Origin of the sequence: Pseudomonas sp. PICF6 (assembly GCF_009831705.1) — a bacterium.
Classification (GTDB): domain Bacteria; phylum Pseudomonadota; class Gammaproteobacteria; order Pseudomonadales; family Pseudomonadaceae; genus Aquipseudomonas; species Aquipseudomonas rhizophila.
In genome coordinates this window covers 197103-216640 of sequence record NZ_WUUD01000001.1, presented here as the reverse complement: position 1 = coordinate 216640, position 19538 = coordinate 197103, and the positions used below count along the sequence as shown (strand labels likewise).

The 19538-nt window shown below is 61.0% G+C and carries 19 protein-coding genes; 14 read left to right on the top strand and 5 right to left on the bottom strand.

From position 1 onward, the window contains the following. Nucleotides 1-238 precede the first annotated feature (238 nt). Complete coding sequence (locus GSM73_RS00975; RefSeq protein WP_076383982.1) at nucleotides 239-1936, bottom strand: AMP-binding protein; 1698 nt, start codon at nucleotides 1934-1936, stop codon at nucleotides 239-241. Nucleotides 1937-2123: 187 nt separating this feature from the next. Here GSM73_RS00975 and GSM73_RS00970 point away from each other — a divergent pair, with 187 nt between their 5' ends. From GSM73_RS00970 to GSM73_RS00955, 4 genes are read left to right on the top strand one after another with little or no spacing between them, the layout of a single operon-like run. Beyond that, a complete protein-coding gene (locus GSM73_RS00970) occupies nucleotides 2124-3287 on the top strand; it encodes an isovaleryl-CoA dehydrogenase (protein WP_047228468.1) in 1164 nt (387 codons plus the stop codon). A 12-nt stretch (nucleotides 3288-3299) separates the two neighbouring features. Next, nucleotides 3300-4907: a carboxyl transferase domain-containing protein gene (locus GSM73_RS00965; protein ID WP_076383981.1), complete on the top strand. Its 1608-nt coding sequence runs from the start codon at nucleotides 3300-3302 to the stop codon at nucleotides 4905-4907. 13 nt (nucleotides 4908-4920) lie between these two features. Beyond that, complete coding sequence (locus GSM73_RS00960; RefSeq protein ID WP_047228470.1) at nucleotides 4921-5736, top strand: gamma-carboxygeranoyl-CoA hydratase; 816 nt, start codon at nucleotides 4921-4923, stop codon at nucleotides 5734-5736. Then, nucleotides 5736-7685: an acetyl/propionyl/methylcrotonyl-CoA carboxylase subunit alpha gene (locus GSM73_RS00955; RefSeq protein ID WP_076383980.1), complete on the top strand. Its 1950-nt coding sequence runs from the start codon at nucleotides 5736-5738 to the stop codon at nucleotides 7683-7685. Before GSM73_RS00960 ends, GSM73_RS00955 begins: the two co-directional genes overlap by 1 nt. A 30-nt stretch (nucleotides 7686-7715) precedes the next feature. On the opposite strand, the gene GSM73_RS00950 is transcribed toward GSM73_RS00955, so the two are convergent. Then, nucleotides 7716-8363: a LexA family transcriptional regulator gene (locus GSM73_RS00950; protein ID WP_047228472.1), complete on the bottom strand. Its 648-nt coding sequence runs from the start codon at nucleotides 8361-8363 to the stop codon at nucleotides 7716-7718. A 129-nt stretch (nucleotides 8364-8492) separates the two neighbouring features. On the opposite strand from GSM73_RS00950, the gene GSM73_RS00945 reads away from it, so the two are divergent. Both GSM73_RS00945 and GSM73_RS00940 read left to right on the top strand, forming a co-directional pair. Beyond that, nucleotides 8493-8840: a DUF6124 family protein gene (locus GSM73_RS00945; RefSeq protein ID WP_160891352.1), complete on the top strand. Its 348-nt coding sequence runs from the start codon at nucleotides 8493-8495 to the stop codon at nucleotides 8838-8840. A 485-nt stretch (nucleotides 8841-9325) separates the two neighbouring features. Beyond that, on the top strand, nucleotides 9326-10477 hold the full coding sequence (locus GSM73_RS00940) for a M14-type cytosolic carboxypeptidase (protein WP_047228474.1): 1152 nt from the start codon (nucleotides 9326-9328) through the stop codon (nucleotides 10475-10477). A 98-nt stretch (nucleotides 10478-10575) separates the two neighbouring features. Here GSM73_RS00940 and GSM73_RS00935 read toward each other — a convergent pair whose 3' ends face one another. Next, nucleotides 10576-11112, bottom strand: coding sequence for a cytochrome b (locus tag GSM73_RS00935; RefSeq protein WP_047228475.1), 537 nt, complete (start codon nucleotides 11110-11112; stop codon nucleotides 10576-10578). Next, nucleotides 11109-12191: a catalase family peroxidase gene (locus GSM73_RS00930; RefSeq protein WP_160891350.1), complete on the bottom strand. Its 1083-nt coding sequence runs from the start codon at nucleotides 12189-12191 to the stop codon at nucleotides 11109-11111. The genes GSM73_RS00935 and GSM73_RS00930 overlap by 4 nt, the downstream gene beginning before the upstream one ends. Nucleotides 12192-12355: 164 nt before the next feature. Between GSM73_RS00930 and GSM73_RS00925 the strand changes: the two genes are divergently transcribed. Both GSM73_RS00925 and GSM73_RS00920 read left to right on the top strand, forming a co-directional pair. Continuing rightward, nucleotides 12356-12862 carry a sigma-70 family RNA polymerase sigma factor gene (locus GSM73_RS00925; protein WP_047228477.1) on the top strand — a complete coding sequence of 169 codons (507 nt, stop codon included), beginning with the start codon at nucleotides 12356-12358 and terminating at the stop codon, nucleotides 12860-12862. Beyond that, complete coding sequence (locus tag GSM73_RS00920; RefSeq protein WP_047228478.1) at nucleotides 12859-13611, top strand: anti-sigma factor; 753 nt, start codon at nucleotides 12859-12861, stop codon at nucleotides 13609-13611. Before GSM73_RS00925 ends, GSM73_RS00920 begins: the two co-directional genes overlap by 4 nt. Nucleotides 13612-13655: 44 nt before the next feature. Here GSM73_RS00920 and GSM73_RS00915 read toward each other — a convergent pair whose 3' ends face one another. Continuing rightward, entirely contained in the window at nucleotides 13656-14492 is an 837-nt protein-coding gene (locus GSM73_RS00915) for an IclR family transcriptional regulator (protein ID WP_107322284.1), read from the bottom strand. A 246-nt stretch (nucleotides 14493-14738) separates the two neighbouring features. Between GSM73_RS00915 and GSM73_RS00910 the strand changes: the two genes are divergently transcribed. From GSM73_RS00910 to GSM73_RS26625, 6 genes are all read left to right on the top strand, one after another. After that, a complete protein-coding gene (locus GSM73_RS00910) occupies nucleotides 14739-15764 on the top strand; it encodes an ABC transporter ATP-binding protein (RefSeq protein WP_107322282.1) in 1026 nt (341 codons plus the stop codon). Then, nucleotides 15761-16630, top strand: a complete 870-nt coding sequence (locus GSM73_RS00905; protein ID WP_139049602.1) for an ABC transporter permease — start codon at nucleotides 15761-15763, stop codon at nucleotides 16628-16630. The genes GSM73_RS00910 and GSM73_RS00905 overlap by 4 nt, the downstream gene beginning before the upstream one ends. A 6-nt stretch (nucleotides 16631-16636) precedes the next feature. After that, nucleotides 16637-17431, top strand: coding sequence for an ABC transporter permease (locus GSM73_RS00900; protein WP_047228482.1), 795 nt, complete (start codon nucleotides 16637-16639; stop codon nucleotides 17429-17431). A 7-nt stretch (nucleotides 17432-17438) separates the two neighbouring features. Continuing rightward, complete coding sequence (locus GSM73_RS00895; RefSeq protein WP_047228483.1) at nucleotides 17439-17729, top strand: (2Fe-2S)-binding protein; 291 nt, start codon at nucleotides 17439-17441, stop codon at nucleotides 17727-17729. Nucleotides 17730-17883: 154 nt separating this feature from the next. Beyond that, the gene (locus tag GSM73_RS00890) at nucleotides 17884-19239 is read left to right on the top strand and encodes an NAD(P)/FAD-dependent oxidoreductase (protein ID WP_160891348.1); all 1356 of its coding nucleotides are present in this window, start codon (nucleotides 17884-17886) and stop codon (nucleotides 19237-19239) included. After that, nucleotides 19236-19538 (top strand): FAD-dependent oxidoreductase (locus GSM73_RS26625; RefSeq protein WP_256676626.1); only part of this gene is annotated, 303 nt, incomplete at its 3' end. The genes GSM73_RS00890 and GSM73_RS26625, both read left to right, overlap by 4 nt.

Genomic DNA, 19538 nt, shown 5'->3' with positions numbered 1-19538 from the left:
TGCTCTTGATCCCGGATGGGGATCACCAAAACAGCGGTAAAGGGTCACGGCTACTAAAAACAACAACAGGCCGCCCCTCAATAATAAAAAAAGAGCACGTAACGACAAAATTAAAGGGGAGCTTCGGCTCCCCTTTGTGCTATCTGGGATTTGGGTTTTCCGCGCCGATGTGTCAGCCATATCACCTTGGTTGACACACCGCATTCGCGAGCAAGCCCGCTCCCACAGGGGATTTTTCTCAGCTTTCCTTTTCGCGCAGTTCTTCAATGCTGATTTCGCGCATGCGGAACTTCTGGATCTTGCCGGTCACGGTCATCGGGAACTCCTCGACGAACTTGAAATGACGTGGCGTCTTGAAGTGGGCAATGCGCTCTTTGCACCAGGCCTGCAACGCTTGCTCGGTGGCGCTGTGGCCGGGATGGAACTTGATCCAGGCGACGATTTCTTCACCGTAGCGCGAGCACGGAATGCCGATCACTTGCACATCAGCCACTGCGGGGTGGGTGAAGAAAAATTCTTCCAGCTCACGCGGGTAAATGTTCTCACCGCCTCGGATGATCATGTCCTTGTTGCGTCCGACGATGCAGACATAACCCTGTTCGTTCATGGTCGCCAGGTCGCCGGTGTGCATCCAGCCGTCCTGATCGATGGCGTCAGCAGTGCCGCTGGGGTTGTCCCAGTAGCCGAGCATCACGCTGTAGCCACGGGTACACAACTCGCCGATGGTGCCACGGGCAACGATATTGCCGGCCTCGTCGACGATCTTGCTCTCCAACTGCGGCTGGGTACGGCCAACGGTGGTCACGCGCAATTCCAGTTCGTCTGAAGGACCGGTCTGCAACGACACAGGACTGGTTTCCGTCATGCCGTAGGCAATCTGCACTTCGGCCATGTGCATCTCGTTGATGACCCGGCGCATCACCTCAATAGGGCAAGTGGCCCCGGCCATGATCCCGGTGCGCAGGCTGGACAAATCAAAATCGCCTCGTTGCGGCTGGTCCAGCATGGCGATGAACATGGTGGGCACGCCATACAGCGCCGTGGCTTTTTCTTCGGCCACGGTACGCAGGGTCAGCAACGGATCGAAGGCGTCGTTGGGGTAGATCATGGTGCTGCCGTGGGTCATGCAGCCCAGATTGCCCATGACCATGCCGAAACAATGGTAGAGCGGTACCGGGATCACCAGCCGGTCGCTCGCCGTCAGACCCAGGCTTTCGCCGACCATGTAACCATTGTTGAGGATGTTGTGATGGCTGAGGGTCGCGCCCTTGGGGAACCCGGTGGTGCCGGAGGTGTACTGGATATTCACCGGGTCATCATGATGCAGGCTGGCCTGGCGCTCGACCAGTTGTTCAGGCAAAACCGCAGCGCCAAGGGCTGCCAGTTGTGACCAGGGTAAAAAGCCTGACGGTGGTTGGGCGTCCAGACTGATCACGCCTCGTAGCAGCGGCAGACGCTCGCTGTGCAACTGGCCTATCGATTGCTCCGCCAGTTCAGGCGCGAGCGCTTGCACCATGGCGTGATAATCCGAAGTTTTGAACGCTGCGGCGCAGACCAGCCATTGGCAACCTGACTGCTTGAGCACGTATTCGAGTTCGGAACTGCGATACGCCGGGTTGATGTTGACCAGAATGACACCGATCTTCGCACTGGCGAACTGGCTGATGCACCACTGAGCACAGTTGGGGGCCCACACGCCAAGACGGTCGCCGGCTTTCAAGCCCAGCGCCAACAGGGCTCGGGCATGCAAGTCGACGGCTTCGGCCAGTTGGCGCCAGGTATAACGCAGCGATTGATGGCGAACCACCAACGCCTCGCCATCGGGATACCGGGCCACAGTCTGATCAAAGGCCTCGCCGATGGTGTGCGCCAGCAGAGTCTTGTCCTGGGAGCCGCGGGTGTAGCTGAGCTGCGATTGCGAACCGGGTTGATCCATGATGACCCCTCTTGTCTTTATTAGTGGGTGTATCGGTGAACCTGCTGACTCAAGCGCACTTACTTTGGCGTAAGTTGACGTTAACGTAAAGGGTGATTGACAGCCATTCGTCACAGGCTTACGTTAACGTAAAGGTGAGAGCCAATCCCCCCTCTCCACACCCGACAAAAAAGCCAAAAGGTGTCCCATGAGCTACCCATCCCTGAACTTTGCCCTCGGCGAAACCATCGACATGCTCCGTGATCAGGTGCAGGCCTTCGTCAAAGCCGAGCTAGCGCCACGGGCCGCCCAGATAGACATCGACAACCTGTTCCCTGCCGACATGTGGCGCAAATTCGGCGACATGGGCCTGCTGGGCATCACCGTCCCGGAAGAATATGGCGGCGCTGGCCTGGGTTATCTGGCCCACGTGGTGACAATGGAAGAAATCAGCCGCGGCTCGGCCTCGGTCGCCCTCTCCTACGGCGCCCACTCCAACCTCTGCGTCAACCAGATCAACCGCAACGGCAATCACGAACAGAAAACCAAGTACCTGCCCAAGCTGATCAGCGGCGAACACATCGGCGCACTGGCCATGAGCGAACCCAACGCCGGCTCTGACGTGGTGTCGATGAAGTTGCGGGCCGACAAGCGCGGCGACCACTACGTGCTCAACGGTAGCAAGACCTGGATCACCAACGGTCCCGACGCCAACACCTACGTGATCTACGCCAAGACTGACCTGGAAAAAGGCCCCCACGGTATTACTGCTTTCATCGTCGAGCGCGACTGGAAAGGCTTCAGTCGCAGCAACAAATTCGACAAGCTCGGCATGCGCGGCTCCAACACCTGCGAGTTGTTTTTCGATGACGTCGAAGTCCCGGAAGAAAACATCCTCGGGGTGCTCAACGGCGGCGTGAAAGTGTTGATGAGCGGCCTCGATTACGAGCGTGTCGTGCTGTCGGGCGGCCCTACCGGGATCATGCAGGCCTGCATGGACCTGATCGTGCCGTACATCCACGACCGCAAGCAGTTCGGCCAGAGCATCGGCGAATTCCAGTTGATCCAGGGCAAAGTCGCGGACATGTACACCCAGCTCAACGCCAGCCGAGCCTATCTCTATGCCGTGGCCCAAGCCTGCGAGCGCGGCGAAACCACCCGCAAGGACGCCGCCGGGGTCATCCTCTACAGCGCCGAACGCGCCACGCAGATGGCCCTCGACGCGATCCAGATTCTGGGGGGTAACGGCTACATCAATGAATTCCCCGCCGGTCGCCTGCTGCGTGACGCCAAGCTGTACGAAATCGGTGCTGGTACCAGTGAGATTCGCCGGATGTTGATCGGTCGTGAACTGTTCAACGAAACCCGCTAAACGGAGCTGTCCATGGCCACGCTGCATACCCAGCTCAATCCGCGCTCAGCGGAATTTATTGCCAACCGCGAGGCGATGCTCAAACAGGTCGACGCTTTGCACACCCTGCTCGCTCAGGTTCAACAAGGTGGCGGCCCCAAGGCGCAGGAGCGCCACACCTCGCGGGGCAAACTGCTGCCCCGTGAGCGCATCAATCGCTTGCTCGATCCGGGTTCGCCGTTTCTCGAGATCAGCCAATTGGCAGCTTACGAGGTGTATGGCGAAGACGTGCCGGCCGCTGGCGTGATTGCCGGGATCGGCCGGGTGGAAGGCGTCGAGTGCATGATTGTCGCCAACGATGCCACCGTAAAAGGTGGTTCGTATTACCCGCTGACCGTGAAAAAGCACCTGCGCGCGCAGACCATCGCTCAACAGAACCGTTTGCCGTGCATATACCTGGTGGACTCCGGCGGCGCCAACCTGCCGCGCCAGGACGAAGTGTTTCCCGACCGTGAGCACTTCGGGCGGATCTTCTTCAATCAGGCGAACATGAGCGCCATGGGCATTCCACAAATTGCCGTGGTCATGGGCTCCTGCACCGCCGGTGGCGCCTATGTGCCGGCGATGGCCGACGAAGCGATCATGGTTCGCCAGCAAGCCACGATCTTCCTGGCCGGCCCACCGCTGGTGAAAGCGGCCACCGGAGAGGTGGTCAGTGCTGAAGACCTGGGCGGTGCCGATGTGCACTGCAAGATCTCCGGCGTCGCCGATCACTACGCCGACAGCGATGAACACGCTCTGGCCATTGCCCGCCGCAGCATTGCCAACCTCAACTGGCACAAGCTCGGCGAAGTGCAGCAACGTGCCCCCATCGCCCCGCTGTATTCGAGCGACGAGCTGTACGGCGTGGTTTCGGCGGACGCCAAGCAGCCGTTTGACGTGCGTGAAGTGATTGCGCGGCTGGTGGACGGTTCGGTGTTCGATGAGTTCAAGGCGCTGTTCGGGACGACGCTGGTCTGCGGTTTTGCTCACTTGCACGGCTACCCGATCGCGATTCTCGCCAACAATGGCATCCTCTTCGCCGAAGCCGCGCAAAAAGGCGCGCACTTTATCGAGCTGGCCTGTCAACGCGGTATCCCGCTGCTGTTCCTGCAAAACATCACGGGGTTCATGGTCGGGCAAAAATACGAAGCCGGCGGCATCGCCAAGCACGGCGCGAAGCTGGTGACGGCGGTGGCCTGCGCCAAGGTGCCGAAATTCACGGTCATCATCGGCGGTAGCTTTGGTGCCGGCAACTATGGCATGTGCGGCCGCGCCTACGACCCACGGTTCCTGTGGATGTGGCCGAATGCGCGGATTGGCGTGATGGGTGCCGAACAGGCCGCCGGCGTACTGGTGCAGGTCAAGCGCGAACAGGCCGAACGTAGCGGCCATCCGTTCAGCGCCGCCCAAGAAGCTGAAATCAAACAACCGATTCTCGATCAGTACGAAGAGCAGGGCCACCCCTACTATTCCAGCGCGAGGCTGTGGGACGACGGGGTCATCGACCCGGCCCAGACCCGCGATGTACTGGGCCTGGCCTTGTCCGCGTCATTGAACGCGCCCATCGAACCGAGCCGCTTCGGCGTGTTCCGGATGTAAACGGGGAATGCACATGGATAACTTCAACACCCTCGAACTGCTCAGCGACCCCCGCGGCTTTGCGACCTTGTGGCTCAGCCGTGAGCAGAAAAACAACGCGTTCAACGCCGAAATGATCCGCGAGCTGATCCTTGCCCTGGACCATGTCAGCAGTGATCCGAACCTGCGTTTTCTGCTGATCCGTGGTCGCGGTAAACACTTCAGCGCCGGTGCCGACCTGGCCTGGATGCAGCAGTCGGCCGAACTCGATTACCACACCAACCTGGACGACGCCCGGGAACTGGCGGAGCTGATGTACAACCTCGCCAAGTTGAAAATTCCTACCGTGGCGGTGGTCCAGGGCGCAGCGTTTGGCGGTGCGCTGGGGCTGATCAGCGCCTGCGACATGGCCATTGGCGCTGATCAAGCGCAGTTCTGTCTGTCGGAAGTACGCATTGGCCTGGCGCCGGCGGTGATCAGCCCGTTCGTGGTGCAAGCTATCGGAGAGCGGGCCGCGCGGCGTTACGCCCTGACCGCGGAACGCTTCGACGGACAACGGGCAAAAGAAATCGGTCTGCTGTCGGAAAGCTACCCGGCCGAAACACTGGACCAGCAGGTCGAACAATGGGTCGACAACCTGTTGCTCAACAGTCCGGCGGCCATGCGCGCCAGCAAAGAACTGTTGCGTGAAGTCGGCAACGGCGCCCTCACACCTGCATTGCGGCGCTACACCGAAAACGCCATCGCCCGCATCCGCGTCAGTGCGCAAGGCCAGGAAGGTTTACGAGCGTTCCTGCAAAAGCGCTCGCCCAGCTGGCAGGCCGAATCGAACAACAAGGAGCCGCGTTGATGAGCGCCCCCATCCTCACCACGTTGCTGGTGGCCAACCGTGGTGAAATCGCTTGTCGCGTGATGCGCACCGCCAAGGCCATGGGGCTGACCACAGTGGCCGTCCACAGCGCCACCGACCGCGATGCCCGTCACAGCCGTGAAGCCGATATCCGCGTTGACCTGGGCGGTAGCAAGGCCGCTGACAGCTATTTGCAAATCGACAAACTGATCGACGCGGCCAAGACCAGCGGCGCCCAGGCCATCCATCCCGGGTATGGTTTTCTTTCGGAAAATGCCGGGTTCGCCCGGGCCATCGAAAACGCCGGCTTGATCTTCCTCGGCCCGCCCGCCTCGGCCATTGATGCCATGGGCAGCAAGTCCGCCGCCAAAGCCCTCATGGAAACCGCCGGTGTGCCTCTGGTGCCCGGTTATCACGGCGAAGCCCAGGACCTGGAGACCTTCCGCGACGCCTGCGAACGCATTGGCTATCCGGTACTGCTCAAGGCCACTGCCGGTGGCGGCGGCAAAGGCATGAAAGTGGTCGAGGACGTCAGCCAACTGGCCGAAGCCCTGGCTTCGGCCCAGCGTGAAGCGCAATCGTCGTTTGGCGATTCGCGGATGCTGGTGGAAAAATATCTGCTCAAGCCACGGCACGTGGAAATCCAGATCTTTGCCGATCAGCACGGCAACTGTCTGTACCTCAATGAGCGTGATTGCTCGATCCAGCGTCGGCATCAGAAAGTGGTGGAAGAAGCCCCTGCCCCCGGCCTCACCCCACAACTGCGGCGTGCCATGGGTGAAGCCGCCGTGCGCTCGGCTCAAGCCATCGGTTATGTCGGTGCCGGTACCGTGGAGTTTTTGCTGGATGCACGCGGTGAGTTCTTCTTCATGGAGATGAACACGCGCCTGCAAGTCGAACACCCGGTCACCGAAGCCATTACCGGCCTCGATCTGGTGGCATGGCAGATTCGCGTGGCACGTGGCGAGCGGCTTCCCATGACACAGGAGCAAGTGCCCCTGTTGGGCCACGCTATCGAAGTGCGCCTGTACGCCGAAGACCCGGCCAACGACTTCCTGCCGGCTACCGGGCGCCTGGCGTTGTATCGCGAGTCGAGTGCGGCACCGGGTCGTCGGGTCGACAGCGGCGTGGAGGAAGGCGATGAGATTTCACCGTTCTACGACCCGATGCTCGGCAAGCTGATTGCCTGGGGCGAGGATCGTGAACAGGCGCGGTTGCGGCTTTTGAGCATGCTCGATGAGTTTGCCATCGGCGGGCTGAAAACCAACATCGGATTTCTACGACGCATCGTGGCCCACCCCGCCTTTGCGGCGGCGGAGCTGGACACTGGATTTATCCCACGTTACCAGACGCAACTATTGCCAGAGCCCGGCGAATTGGATGACGACTTCTGGCTCGCGGCGGCCCATGGCTTCGCCTTGAGTCTGACGCCGCATGCACGGTCCGATGACGCCAACTCACCTTGGGCCAACACCGCCGGACTGCGTCTGGGGCTGCCAAGACAGACCACTGTGCACCTTAGCTGTGAGGGCCAGGATCGAGCATTGACCCTGGACGTCACGGCTGGTCGTACAGAATTCCGGGGTGAGCAACTGGTGACCGAGCACAATGGCCTGCGGCGCAGGCATCGCGCCATTCGCCAGGGCGACAGCCTGTATCTGCAATGGGAAGGTGACCTGCACCGAGTCGACGTGTACGACCCGCTGGCCGCCGCCGAAGCCAGCCACAGCCACCAAGGCGGCCTGACCGCCCCCATGAACGGCAGTATCGTTCGGGTGCTGGTGAGCGCCGGACAGACGGTGGAAGCCGGGGCGCAACTGGTGGTATTGGAGGCGATGAAAATGGAGCACAGCATTCGCGCGCCCCAAGCCGGTGTGATCAAGGCACTGTATTGCCAGGAAGGTGAAATGGTCAGCGAGGGCTGCGCGTTGGTGGAGTTCGAAGAGTAAGTATCGGCCCGCTCCCACGGGCCGATCCAGTCAGAACCTGATGGTGGCCTGCACGACCACACCGATGATGCGGCATTGCTCGGTGTACAGGGTTTTCGGGTAGGTGGGATTGAGCGGGACCAGGTAAGGCTGCCCGCTCTCTTCAATCAACTTGCGAAAGGTGGCGTCACTGCTGTCAGGCAATTGGGCAACCACCAGTTTGCCTGGCACCGCGTCAATGGCCGGGTCCACCAGGATCGACATACCCTCGGGAATGCTCAACCCGCTGGGTGACGTCATCGCATCTCCCACCACCACGAGCCAGAATGCGTCCCCCTGAGCGTGATAGTCCGTCAGCTCATAGCGCGCCTGGCTGTAGGACGCCAGATCGCCTTCGCGAATCCCGCCTACCTCGCTCCAATCACTTACCGGGTAGCGGAAGTACGGATTGTACTTCTGAGCCAGGGCCATGCCTTCCTCGGTGGAGGTGTCCGGCTCGCGGATCACCATCGCCACTTCCAGAAACTCCAGCCCCAGCTCCCGCAGGACCCGGTTCATGTCGTCGACACTGGGTTGCCGGCGCTTGGTCAGCCAATGGCCGACGCCGCCCTGGGACATTCCCAAACGTTCTGCGAGCACCACTTGCGTGATGCGCAGCTCCTTCATCTTGGCCTTGACCAACTCTATCCATTTATCCATGAGCGGCACGATACTTGGCTGGCTCCGACCATCAAAACACAAAATGTAGTATTTAAATTATCGTCACAATTACGATAGGTACTATTCTGGATTCAGGATTTCAGCCCCTACACGGAGAATCTAGACACCATGGACAGACTCAACAACGATGAGCCCACCCGCCCTTTCGACAGTACACTCACCTCGCTGAAGGACTGCCCGGCGGCCCAACGCGCTCTGGACTACTACTTGAAACCGGGTATGTCGGAAGCGCCTGCAGAACATCGCTTCTTCGACGTAAACCGCAACATCAGCGCAGAAGAGGCCTTGGTTCATGCTTGCGACCTGCTGCGCTGTGCGGCCGCCACAGCCCAGGAATCCGCCAGCCGACTACAAGGGTCGAGCCGCGACCTGGCTTTTTCAGTGGTGCATATGATTGATCTGGTCAAGGTGATGCTTGACCGGTCACTGGATGGCTACCCTACTCGCCAGGCGTAACACTTGGGAATGGCACCGCGAATGCGGGACCAGGAAAATATTTTCCAATAGGCAGGATAAAAACATTTGACTTGCAAATGATAATGATTATTATTGCATCAGCTGGTCGCGAGATCAGTCGATAGGCCAGAAGACCTTAGGTCGGACTTCTGGAATATCTCCTCATCAGGCTAATCACGGTTTTTGACCCGGCTTTTTGCCGGGTCTTTTTTTGCCGATTTTTCGGCTTATGGCTTCAGGCTAATGAAGTCTTTTGGGTGTCGCTCATTCGATGGCGGCGATGATAGCAAATGAATATCCCTTTTCAAGCACTCCACGCCATCCCGACGAAAACTATCGACAGGCAGCACTTGAGAATCAATCGCGGACTCACTAAGCTCCAATAGCGTCCAGGGAGGACGCCCCCTCTTTTCTGTCACGCAAATCGTCCCGACATCCTCCTCCTTGCGTGTAAAGTAACGGTCATAAAATCCATCACAGGAATCGTGACCGTGGCTAAATCTTCCTTTGATATCAGCGCCAATTTCGACAGCGGTAACATCGAGATCGTCGACATCAGCAATCCTTTGCAATCACTGCTGAAGATCAGACCCGACACCCGTAGCGCCCACTTCCAGTGGTTCCACTTCAAGGCCAGTGGCTTGCATGTCGGCCAGGAATATTCCTTTCGTTTGCTCAATGCCAGTCAATCGTCCTACAACAAGGCATGGACGGGTTACCAGGCCGTTGCCTCTTATGATCACGTCAACTGGTTCCGTATTCCCACACAGTTCGAAGGCGACGCCCTGCGCTTTCACCTGGAAGCCGAACAGTCCCATGCCTGGTTTGCCTATTTCGAACCCTACAGCCGTGGTCGTCACGACTGGTTGATCGAGCAGGCTCTGCACAAGGCCGGGACCGAACTGCTGGCCGTCGGCAAAAGCGTGGAAGGCCGCGACATTCAACTACTGCGCAAGGGCAGCGGTGCCGAAGGTCGACGCAAAGTCTGGATCATCGCCCAGCAGCATCCCGGCGAGCACATGGCCGAGTGGTTCATGGAGGGCGTGATCGAACGCCTGCAGCATCAGGACGACACGCGCTTGAACCGACTGCTTGCCAAGGCCGATCTGTATCTGGTGCCCAACATGAATCCTGACGGTGCCTTCCACGGCCATCTGCGTACCAATGCCATGGGGCAGGATCTCAACCGCGCTTGGCAGAACGCCAGTCCGGAAATCAGTCCTGAGGTATTTTTCGTACAGCAGCAAATGGAAAAATACGGCGTAGATTTGTTCCTGGACGTTCACGGTGACGAGGAAATCCCTCACGTCTTCACTGCCGGTTGCGAAGGCAACCCCGGCTACACGCCACGCATTGCCGAACTCGAAGAGCGCTTTCGCAGCGATCTCAAGCACCAGACCAAAGACTTTCAGACCGCTCACGGCTACACCCGCGACGCACCGGGCCTGGCCAACATGACCCTGGCTTGTAACGCGGTCGGCCAGAAATACGACTGCCTGTCCCTGACCCTGGAGATGCCGTTCAAGGATCATGACGACCACCCGGATCCTCGCACCGGCTGGTCCGGCAAGCGTTCGATGCAACTGGGCAAGGATGTATTGAGCACCATAGCGGACATGGTCGACGAGCTGCGCTAACGCTCCATCATCCAACGCTCTCCCCGTGGTGGGCACTCGGTGGCGAGGGATTCATTCCCTCGCCACAAGTTATCGGTTGTCGACAGGTAGCGGGGACTTCAATCCCGTCCTCGCAACATACTGTCCAACACCTCATCCCGACGCACCCAACCATGAAACAGTGCCGCCGCCAGATGCACCAGCACGGTCAGGAACAATAGATAAGCCAGGTAGCCGTGGGCCTTGCGCAACAGTGCGAAAGTCTGGGCATCCGCCGGTACGATGGAAGGCAATTGCAGGGAGCTGCTGAGCATCACCGGGTCTCCCGCCGCTGAAATCATGCCCCAGCCCAACAGGGGCAGAATCAACATCAAGGCATACAACAGAGCATGGGACGCCTTGGCCGCCAACGCCTGCCAGCCTGGCAGATCGGCCGGCAATGGTGGTTGGCGTGTCGTAAAACGCACCACCAGGCGTACGATCACCAGCAGCAAAATCGCGATGCCCAAGGGTTTGTGCAACTGAAGCAGCCATTCATGGCGCTCGGACACCGAGGCCACCATGCCCGCGCCGATAAAGAGCATGGCAATGACCATCAATGCCATCAACCAGTGCAGCAGTCGAGCCAGCGGTGCGAAGTGTCGAGGGGCGCTCATGGGCGGGACTCCTGGTTGGCGGGCAATTGACTGACTTCGCTGGTGCGCCGCAAGTACGAACTGGCATACGCGGCAGAGCGCGCCGCCAAAAGCGGGTCATCTGAACCTTCGATGCCGCTCGGCAGAATCAGCGGGTCATAGTTGATGTCGCGGCATTCGCCGTCGTCCTGTGACTGGGTGCGCTCCAGCACCAGCGTACCGGCGTTGAGCACCGTTCGATCTTCGGGCCAGGCTTTGCTGGCATCGTTCACCGGATCGCCCGGATTGGCCAACGTGATATTCAGCTGCCAGCGCAACGGCCCCGCAGCCAGGCGCTTGACCAGATCCTGTTCCAGAAAGTCAGCGCCCTGGGGTGGCGTCACGCCCGTGCCATCCGAAGCCACTGGCACCACGCCCCACCGCACCGCCTGGCGTTGTCCCGCAGGATTGACCAGATAGAACGCATTGATGCCGTTGTAGGTTTCGGTGGCATAGCTGGCCGATGGCCTGGCCGTCTTGATCCATTGCAGGAACGGTTTGGCTTCCGGGTGCGCGGCAAAGAAGGCGGGTACGGCCGCAGGGTTGGGTTTGCCCGTGGCCGGATCCGGCGATTGTGCCTGTTGCAACTGATAGAACGCTTCGGGCGTGCCCACCGGAAACACCGGCATGCTGTTCATGCCGGTACGCCACTGCTGCCCGTTGGCTTGGGTGAAGCGCAGCGCCAGGCTGCGGATCGGCACGCTGTTGTCCGGCGCGTAGGGGTTGCCGCTGGGCAAGGCAAACCGCCCGACGACCGGCGTGCGCGCCTCCAGGAAGACTTGGGCACTGGAATAGGGGCGAGCCTCACCGCTGCTTTGGAAATAGCCCGCAACGCAAACCCCTTTGGAGTGATTGCGACGAAAGCCCGGGTGCACACCGTTGTTCTTTTCCAGCACGTTGACCAGCGCATTCGGTGTCAGGCGTTGTGGGTCAAGGGTTCCGTTGACGTAGGCAAATGTCCCGGCCAACGCGGCAACAATCACAGCAATGCCGGTAAGGCGCAGCGCCAGGCTGGCGGCACTCAACGGCGGCCGGCTCGGTTCAAAGGAAGGGTCAACCATGACGAAGCTCCAAGGCCCAAGGCCGTTTGTACTAAAGGACCCGTCAGACGAAAGCCAGAGGGTTTTATTCCCACACTTCGTATTTATTTTTCCCAGGCTGGAATAATCTCGTTCGCGAGTCGTCTTTCCACTCCCGGCGCAGTGACTGCCAAAGAAGCACAGCCATGAACGAACTCGACGAACAGTTGCGCACGCTCATCCCCCGACTACGGCGTTTTGCCGTGTCGTTGACGCGCAACCCCAGCAATGCTGACGACCTGGTGCAAGCGTGCCTGGAGCGGGCATTGTCAAAATGGAATGACAAACGGGCCGATGGTGACCTTCGGGCCTGGCTGTTTTCGATTCTTTATCGACAGTTTCTCGATAGCCATCGTCGTTCCCGACGCTATGCACGCATGCTGGAATTTTTCACCGGTCGCGATGATGCTCACCCTTCAGCCGAGCGCAGCGTGATCGCCCAATCGTCCCTCGAGGCTTTCGATCGACTGACGACCGAACAACGTGCGCTGTTGCTGTGGGTGTCGGTGGAAGGCTTGAGCTACCAACAAGTGGCCGACATCCTCGACGTGCCGACCGGCACCGTGATGTCGCGCCTATCCCGCGCCCGCCAGGCCCTGCGCCAACTCAGCGACGGCGAAATCACCCGCCCTGCCCTGCGGATACTCAAATGATCAGCATGCCCCCCAGCGACAACGACTTGCACGCCTTCGTCGATCGTCAACTGAGCGAAGCCGACCAGCGTCTGATGGAAAACTACCTGGCCAATCACCCGGAAGTCGCCGCCCGGGTCCAGGCCTGGCAACAGGACGCACAACACTTGCGCGCGGCCCTGAACGCAGGCCTGCAACACGCGCCTAATCCGGACCTCGACCCGACAGCGATCCGCCAACGCCTGAAACATCGGTTCCATCGCCATCTGGCCAGCGCGGCAGTGTTGGTGTTGGCCGTCAGTGTCGGCGGTTTGAGCGGCTGGAAGGCCCGGGAGATGACGCTCGTCAGCGCTATGCTGCCCATGAGCGACGCCTTGCAGGCGTATCGATTGTTTGCCCAGCAAGGCATCCTGCCGGCCGATTACCAAGGCGGCGATGAGAGCACCATGCAAGGCTGGCTCGACCGTTACTTCACCCGGGCCGACCGCCTGCCAGATCTGTCGGCGGCAGGATTCAAGCCGGTCAGCGGGCGATTGCTGAGCACCGAGCAAGGCGCGGCGGCGATGGTGGTTTATCAGGACCCGAGCGGCCAGAAGATCAGCTTCTACGTGCGTCCACCAGGCCCGAAAAATTTCCTGCTACCGCGCGGCAGCCGTCGTGACGGCGAGTTGCAAGCCGAGTATTGGTCCGGACCGGGATACAACTATGCGATGGTCATACCCAGTGATACGCCAGCGGCGCAAAAGCTCAAGCAAACCCTGAATTTCTGAGCGCTGCAGCCCGCTCCCACAGAGGTCGGGGATGCCCGTGAAATTCAACCCTGCCCAAACACCTGCGAAGGTCTGCGCAGCAGCGGGTCGAACGGGTTGACTCGCGGTCCGATCAGGGCGGCCTCGCGCTTGAGCATTTCCACCACCGTCGGCAGCCGGTCGGGCCCCAGTCGATCACTCACGGTCGCCACGCTCAACGCCGCCACGGCGCGGCCCTCCCGGTCCAGGATTGGCACAGCCACCCCGGCCATGCCTTGCAACACCCCGGTGTTGCGTCCGGCGTAACCCAGCGCACGCACGCTCTCCACTTCCGTGCGCAGGAAGACTTCATCGTACAAATGAAAATCCTTGAGCCGTGGCAGGTTGTACTGGATCACTGTGTCGCGCTCTTCTTCCGGCAGGAATGCCAGGATCGCCAGGCTGCCCTGCCCCACGCCCAACGCCACGCGACCGCCTATGTCGCCGGTGAATGTGCGGATCGGGAAAGGACCTTCACTGCGGTCCAGACAGATCGCATCGAAACCACTGCGCGCCAGCAGAAACAACGAATCCCCCAGGGACGCCGACAGCCGCAGCATGGCAGGGCGCGTCAACTCACGCAGGTTGCCGGTGTTCCCGGCACGCGCGGCCAAGGCAAAAAAGTCCAGGCTCAGGCGATAGCGTTTGCTGCGCGCATCCTGCTCGACCATGCCCTCGTCCATCAGGCTGCGCAGCATGCGATGTGTGGTGGGTTGAGACAGACCGATGCGCTGAGCCAGTTGCGTGACCCGCTCCCCGCCCTCGACGGTGTCACCCAGGCTGCGCAACACGGCAAACAGTCGAGAGACCGCGCCGACCCCGACTTCGTTTTTTTCGATATTCCGATCAGTGGAATCAGACATGAAGTTTCTCGCTGGTTAAATTTACTCACTGAAGGAAAATGAAAATAGTCATCGTCTCAGTGAAATAGTCCATTGAGCCCATCCTATTCTTCGTCCTACTCTGCGTCCATACAGGGGCGATTCGAACAACAGCGGCAGCCGACTTGACGTCGAGCGCCAACGCACCCCGCAGCATCCCTTCGTATCTGCCCATACAAAAAAGCGCGCCTTGTGGCGACGCATAACAATCTCAGGTGGAGCGCAATCATGGCTTTTGTGCAACTTGAAGGACTTGGCAAACGTTACGGCGCCATCGATGCCGTGGTGGACACCCATCTCTCGGTGGAAAAAGGCGAATTCGTCTCGCTGCTGGGCCCCTCCGGCTGCGGCAAAACCACCACTTTGCAAATGATCGCCGGCTTCGTCGAAGTCAGCAGTGGGCGCATCCTGCTGGACGGTCGCGATATCACCCATGCCAAGCCCGCCAGTCGGGGCCTGGGCGTCGTGTTCCAAAGCTATGCGCTGTTCCCCCACATGACCGTCAAGGACAACGTCGCTTTCGGCCTGCGCATGCGCAAAGTGCCCGGCGCCGAGCTGCAACAACGGGTGGATCGGGTGCTGAAGCTGGTGCGTCTGGACCAGCACGCCGAGCGCTACCCGCGGGAACTCTCGGGCGGCCAGCGCCAGCGCGTGGCACTGGCCCGGGCGCTGGTGATCGAACCACCAGTGCTGCTGCTCGACGAACCGCTGTCCAATCTCGACGCCAACCTGCGCGAGGAGATGCAGTACGAAATCCGCCGCATTCAGCGGGAAGTCGGCATCACCACATTGATGGTGACCCACGACCAATCCGAAGCACTGTCCATCAGTGACCGAGTCGTGGTGATGCAGGCCGGGCGAATCACTCAGATCGACGCGCCGTACACCCTCTACGAACACCCGCGCACCGAATTCATTTCCGGCTTCGTCGGTAAAGCCAACCTGCTGCCCGGCGAGCGCGACGGCCAGGGCAATGTTCAAGCTTGCAGCCAGGGCCACGGCCCACTGGTCTTGAGCCTGCGTCCAGAGAAAATCGATCTGTGCCAAGCCGGCTCGGGTCGGTTGCAAGGCGTCATCGTCAGCCGCTTCTTTCTCGGCAGCCAATGGCTGTACGGCGTCTCGACCAACCTGGGCGAGCTCAGCGTGGTGCGCCGCAACGACGGCTGCGCGCCGATGACCGAAGGCACGGCGGTAGGTCTTGACTGGGATCCGGCGCTGCTGCGGGTGCTGAGCGTGGACGAGGTGCCGGCATGAAGCTGATCGATGCAATGCGCCGGGGAAGGCAAGGCTATCTGATGTCCGCGCCCGCCCTGGCCTGGTACCTGGGTCTGCTGGTCATTCCCTTGGGGCTGACGTTGGTGCTGTCGTTCAATGTCTTCGACTACGGCACGGGCATCGACGGGGACGCCTACACCCTCGACCACTACGCCAGCCTGCTGAGCGACCCGTACTATTACGAGATTTTCTTGCGCACATTCTGGATCAGCGCACTCACCACTATTTTGTGCGTGCTGATCGGCGTGCCCGAGGCTTATATCCTCAGCCGCATGGGCGCGCCGTGGCGCTCGATCTTCCTCATTCTGATTCTCACGCCGCTGCTGATTTCGGTGGTGGTGCGGGCCTTCGGCTGGAGCCTGCTGCTGGGTGCCGACGGGCTGGTCAACCAGACGCTGCAAGCTTTGGGCGGCTCACCGATGAAGCTGCTCTATACGCCGTTTGCCGTGGTCATCGCCCTGGTGCATGTGATGCTGCCATTCATGATCATCCCGGTCTGGACCTCGCTGCAAAAGCTCGATCCGGCCGCCGAACAGGCCGCGCTGTCCTTGGGCGCGAGCCAGTTGACGGTGATGCGCAAGGTCGTGCTGCCGCAGATCATGCCCGGCGTCTTGTCCGGCACCCTCATCGTGTTCGGCCTCGCCGCCAGTTCCTTCGCCATTCCCGGCCTGCTCGGTGGGCGCCGCCTGAAAATGGTCGCCACGCTGATCTACGACCAGTACCTGTCGGAGCTGAACTGGCCGATGGGCGCGGCCATTGCCGTCGCGCTGCTGCTGCTCAACCTGCTGATCATGCTGTCGTGGAACCGCATGATCGAAGGCCGCTACAAGAAGTCATTGGGGTAACTCGTCATGTCCAGGAACGGTCCTTTCGCCCTGTTGTTTCATGCCCTGGTGGTGGTGTTCATGATGGCGCCGCTGGTGGTGGTCTGTCTTGTTGCCTTCACCCCGGAAAATACCCTGAGCCTGCCGACCACGGCGTTTTCCCTGCGCTGGTTCCGTGCGGTGTTCGAACGCGCCGACTTTATCGATGCGTTCTACAACAGCCTGATCCTGGCATTCAGTGCGGCGTCGTTGGCGACGTTGATCGCGGTGCCGGCGGCGCTGGCGATCACACGACTCGAATTCCCTGGCCGGGATTTTTTCAATGGCCTGTTCCTGTCGCCGATCATCATTCCACACCTGGTACTGGGTGTGGCGTTGCTGCGGCTGTTTGCGCTGATGGGCGTGAACGGCAGCTTCACCTGGCTGATCTTCGCCCATGTGCTGGTGATTACACCGTATGTACTGCGTCTGGTGCTGGCCTCGGCCATCGGCCTGGACCGCAGCGCCGAGCAGGCCGCGCAATCGCTAGGGGCCGGGCGCTTCACGCTGTTTCGGCAAATCACCTTGCCGATGATCCTGCCCGGGGTAGCAGGAGGCTGGTTGCTGGCGTTCATCAACAGCTTCGACGAGGTCACCTTGTCGATCTTCGTCACTTCACCGGCCACGCAAACCCTGCCGGTGCGCATGTATGTCTACGCCACCGAATCCATCGACCCGATGATGGCGGCGGTGTCGGCGCTGGTCATCGCGCTCACGGCGCTGACCATGATTCTGCTCGACCGGGTCTATGGCCTGGATCGAGTTCTGGTGGGCAAACAATGAGGGCGCCATGGCTCTGTTGAAACGACTGGCCGAAGGCGACCGCCCGGCATTGGACTTTATCCTCGACGGCAAACCGGCCATCGGTCTGCTGGGCGATACCCTGCTTACCGCTGTGCTGACCTGCAGTGAACACTTGCGCGGCAGCGACTTCAGCGCCGAGCCCCGGGCCGGTTTCTGCCTGATGGGCGCCTGCCAGGATTGCTGGGTCCGGCTGGGCGACGGCCGCCGCGTGCGCGCCTGCTCGACGCTACTTGAAGCCGGCCAGCAGATCACCCGCGAACCGGGGCGCCAGCCATGAACAATGCCGTCTGGAATGGCCCCATCGCGAACAGACTCGCTGCCCCAAGGGACTTGCAGCAAGCATCACCACCGTCCCCCTGTGGCAGCGAACCTGCTCGCGATGGCGGCGGCGATAGCAGCATAAATCCCACAGCATCGCCTGCGAGGTGGCTATGAAACCGGTAGTCATCATCGGGGCCGGGCCGGCGGGTATCCGCGCCGCCCAGACCTTGGTCGCCCACGGCGTATACCCCGTCCTGCTGGATGAAGCCGCACGCGGTGGCGGACAGATCTATCGGCAACAACCGGCCAACTTCAAGCGCTCGCCGGCCAAGCTGTATGGCTTTGAGGCGCACAAAGCCAGCGCCCTGCACCAAACCTTCGACGCGTTGCGCGAACAGCTCGATTACCGGCCAGACACACTGGTGTGGAACGCCGAGTCGGGCCTGCTGGATACCTTGCATGAAGGCCGCGCCGCGCGCCTGGAGTACGCCAGCGTGATCGTCGCAACGGGCGCCACTGACCGAATCCTTCCCGCTCCGGGATGGACTCTGCCAGGTGTGTACAGCCTGGGCGCGGCGCAGATCGCCCTGAAGTTCCAGGGTTGCGCCATCGGCGAACGGGTGGTGTTCGCCGGCAGCGGCCCTTTGCTTTATCTGGTGGCTTATCAATACGCCAAGGCCGGCGCCAAGGTGGTCGCGGTACTCGACAGCTCGCCCTTGAGCACCCAGGCCCGCGCCCTGCCCGGCCTGCTGGCTCAACCGGCCACACTGGCCAAGGGGCTCTACTATCGCGCCTGGCTGAGCAGCCACGGCATCGCTGTGCATCAGGGTGCGAGCCTGTCGCGTATCGACGGAGAACGACGCGTCCAGTCATTGCAGTGGCGCAATGCAAAAGGCTTGCAATCGCTCGACTGCGACGCGGTGGCCTTCGCCCACGGCTTGCGCAGCGAAACCCAACTGGCTGACCTGCTGGGCTGCGAATTTTCCTGGAGCCCCCTAAACCGTGCCTGGCTGCCGCAGCGTGACCCTGCCGGTCGCAGCAGCGTGCCGGGGATCTACCTGGCAGGCGACGGGGCCGGAATCATGGGTGCCGACGCCGCGGAAATCGCCGGCGAACGTGCGGCCCTGGCCTTGCTCGAAGACCTCGGCTACCTGGTCGACCCGCAGCGTTGCGCCCAACTGGAACAATCCCTGAAACGCATCGGCCGTTTCCGACAGGGCCTGGAGCACGCCTTTGTCTTTCCCACGGATTGGGCCGCCCACGCCGCTGACGACCTGATGATCTGCCGCTGCGAAGAAGTCAGCGCAGGCGAGATCCGCCAGGTAGTGGGTGAAGGCCATTGGGAAATCAACCGGGTCAAGGCCCATTGCCGGGTCGGCATGGGGCGTTGCCAAGGGAGAATGTGCGGTGCGGCAGCGGCGGAAATCATTGCCAGCGAGAGCGGGCGTCCGGTCGGCGAAATCGGCCGGATGCGGGCACAGGCACCGGTCAAACCCGTACCGTTTGGCCTGGAGGTCGAACCATGATCGAAGTGGATGTCGTGATCATTGGCGGCGGTATCGTCGGCGCCTCGGCCGCGCTGTTCCTGAGCAAAGCCGGACGCCGGGTGGCATTGCTGGAGCGAGACTTCTGCGGTTCGCACTCCAGCGGCGTCAACTACGGCGGCGTGCGGCGCCAGGGTCGACCGTTGTCACAACTGCCGTTGTCGCAACGGGCCCATGAAATCTGGAGCCAGTTGCCGCAGTTGATCGGCATCGACGGGGAGTACCAGCGCAGCGGTCACCTGAAATTGGCCCGCAGCCCCGACGACTTGCGAGCCCTGCAC

Bases quoted from the DNA above. Each gene is read 5' to 3' on its own strand.
- GSM73_RS00955 (WP_076383980.1), top strand. From the start codon at position 5,736: ATGAGCGCCCCCATCCTCACCACGTTGCTGGTGGCCAACCGTGGTGAA.
- GSM73_RS00970 (WP_047228468.1), top strand. From the start codon at position 2,124: ATGAGCTACCCATCCCTGAACTTTGCCCTCGGCGAAACCATCGACATG.
- GSM73_RS00965 (WP_076383981.1), top strand. From the start codon at position 3,300: ATGGCCACGCTGCATACCCAGCTCAATCCGCGCTCAGCGGAATTTATT.
- GSM73_RS00890 (WP_160891348.1), top strand. From the start codon at position 17,884: ATGAAACCGGTAGTCATCATCGGGGCCGGGCCGGCGGGTATCCGCGCC.
- GSM73_RS00905 (WP_139049602.1), top strand. From the start codon at position 15,761: ATGAAGCTGATCGATGCAATGCGCCGGGGAAGGCAAGGCTATCTGATG.
- GSM73_RS00895 (WP_047228483.1), top strand. From the start codon at position 17,439: ATGGCTCTGTTGAAACGACTGGCCGAAGGCGACCGCCCGGCATTGGAC.
- GSM73_RS00920 (WP_047228478.1), top strand. From the start codon at position 12,859: ATGATCAGCATGCCCCCCAGCGACAACGACTTGCACGCCTTCGTCGAT.
- GSM73_RS00950 (WP_047228472.1), bottom strand. From the start codon at position 8,363: ATGGATAAATGGATAGAGTTGGTCAAGGCCAAGATGAAGGAGCTGCGC.
- GSM73_RS00910 (WP_107322282.1), top strand. From the start codon at position 14,739: ATGGCTTTTGTGCAACTTGAAGGACTTGGCAAACGTTACGGCGCCATC.
- GSM73_RS00930 (WP_160891350.1), bottom strand. From the start codon at position 12,191: ATGGTTGACCCTTCCTTTGAACCGAGCCGGCCGCCGTTGAGTGCCGCC.
- GSM73_RS00915 (WP_107322284.1), bottom strand. From the start codon at position 14,492: ATGTCTGATTCCACTGATCGGAATATCGAAAAAAACGAAGTCGGGGTC.
- GSM73_RS00925 (WP_047228477.1), top strand. From the start codon at position 12,356: ATGAACGAACTCGACGAACAGTTGCGCACGCTCATCCCCCGACTACGG.
- GSM73_RS00960 (WP_047228470.1), top strand. From the start codon at position 4,921: ATGGATAACTTCAACACCCTCGAACTGCTCAGCGACCCCCGCGGCTTT.
- GSM73_RS00975 (WP_076383982.1), bottom strand. From the start codon at position 1,936: ATGGATCAACCCGGTTCGCAATCGCAGCTCAGCTACACCCGCGGCTCC.
- GSM73_RS00900 (WP_047228482.1), top strand. From the start codon at position 16,637: ATGTCCAGGAACGGTCCTTTCGCCCTGTTGTTTCATGCCCTGGTGGTG.
- GSM73_RS00935 (WP_047228475.1), bottom strand. From the start codon at position 11,112: ATGAGCGCCCCTCGACACTTCGCACCGCTGGCTCGACTGCTGCACTGG.
- GSM73_RS00945 (WP_160891352.1), top strand. From the start codon at position 8,493: ATGGACAGACTCAACAACGATGAGCCCACCCGCCCTTTCGACAGTACA.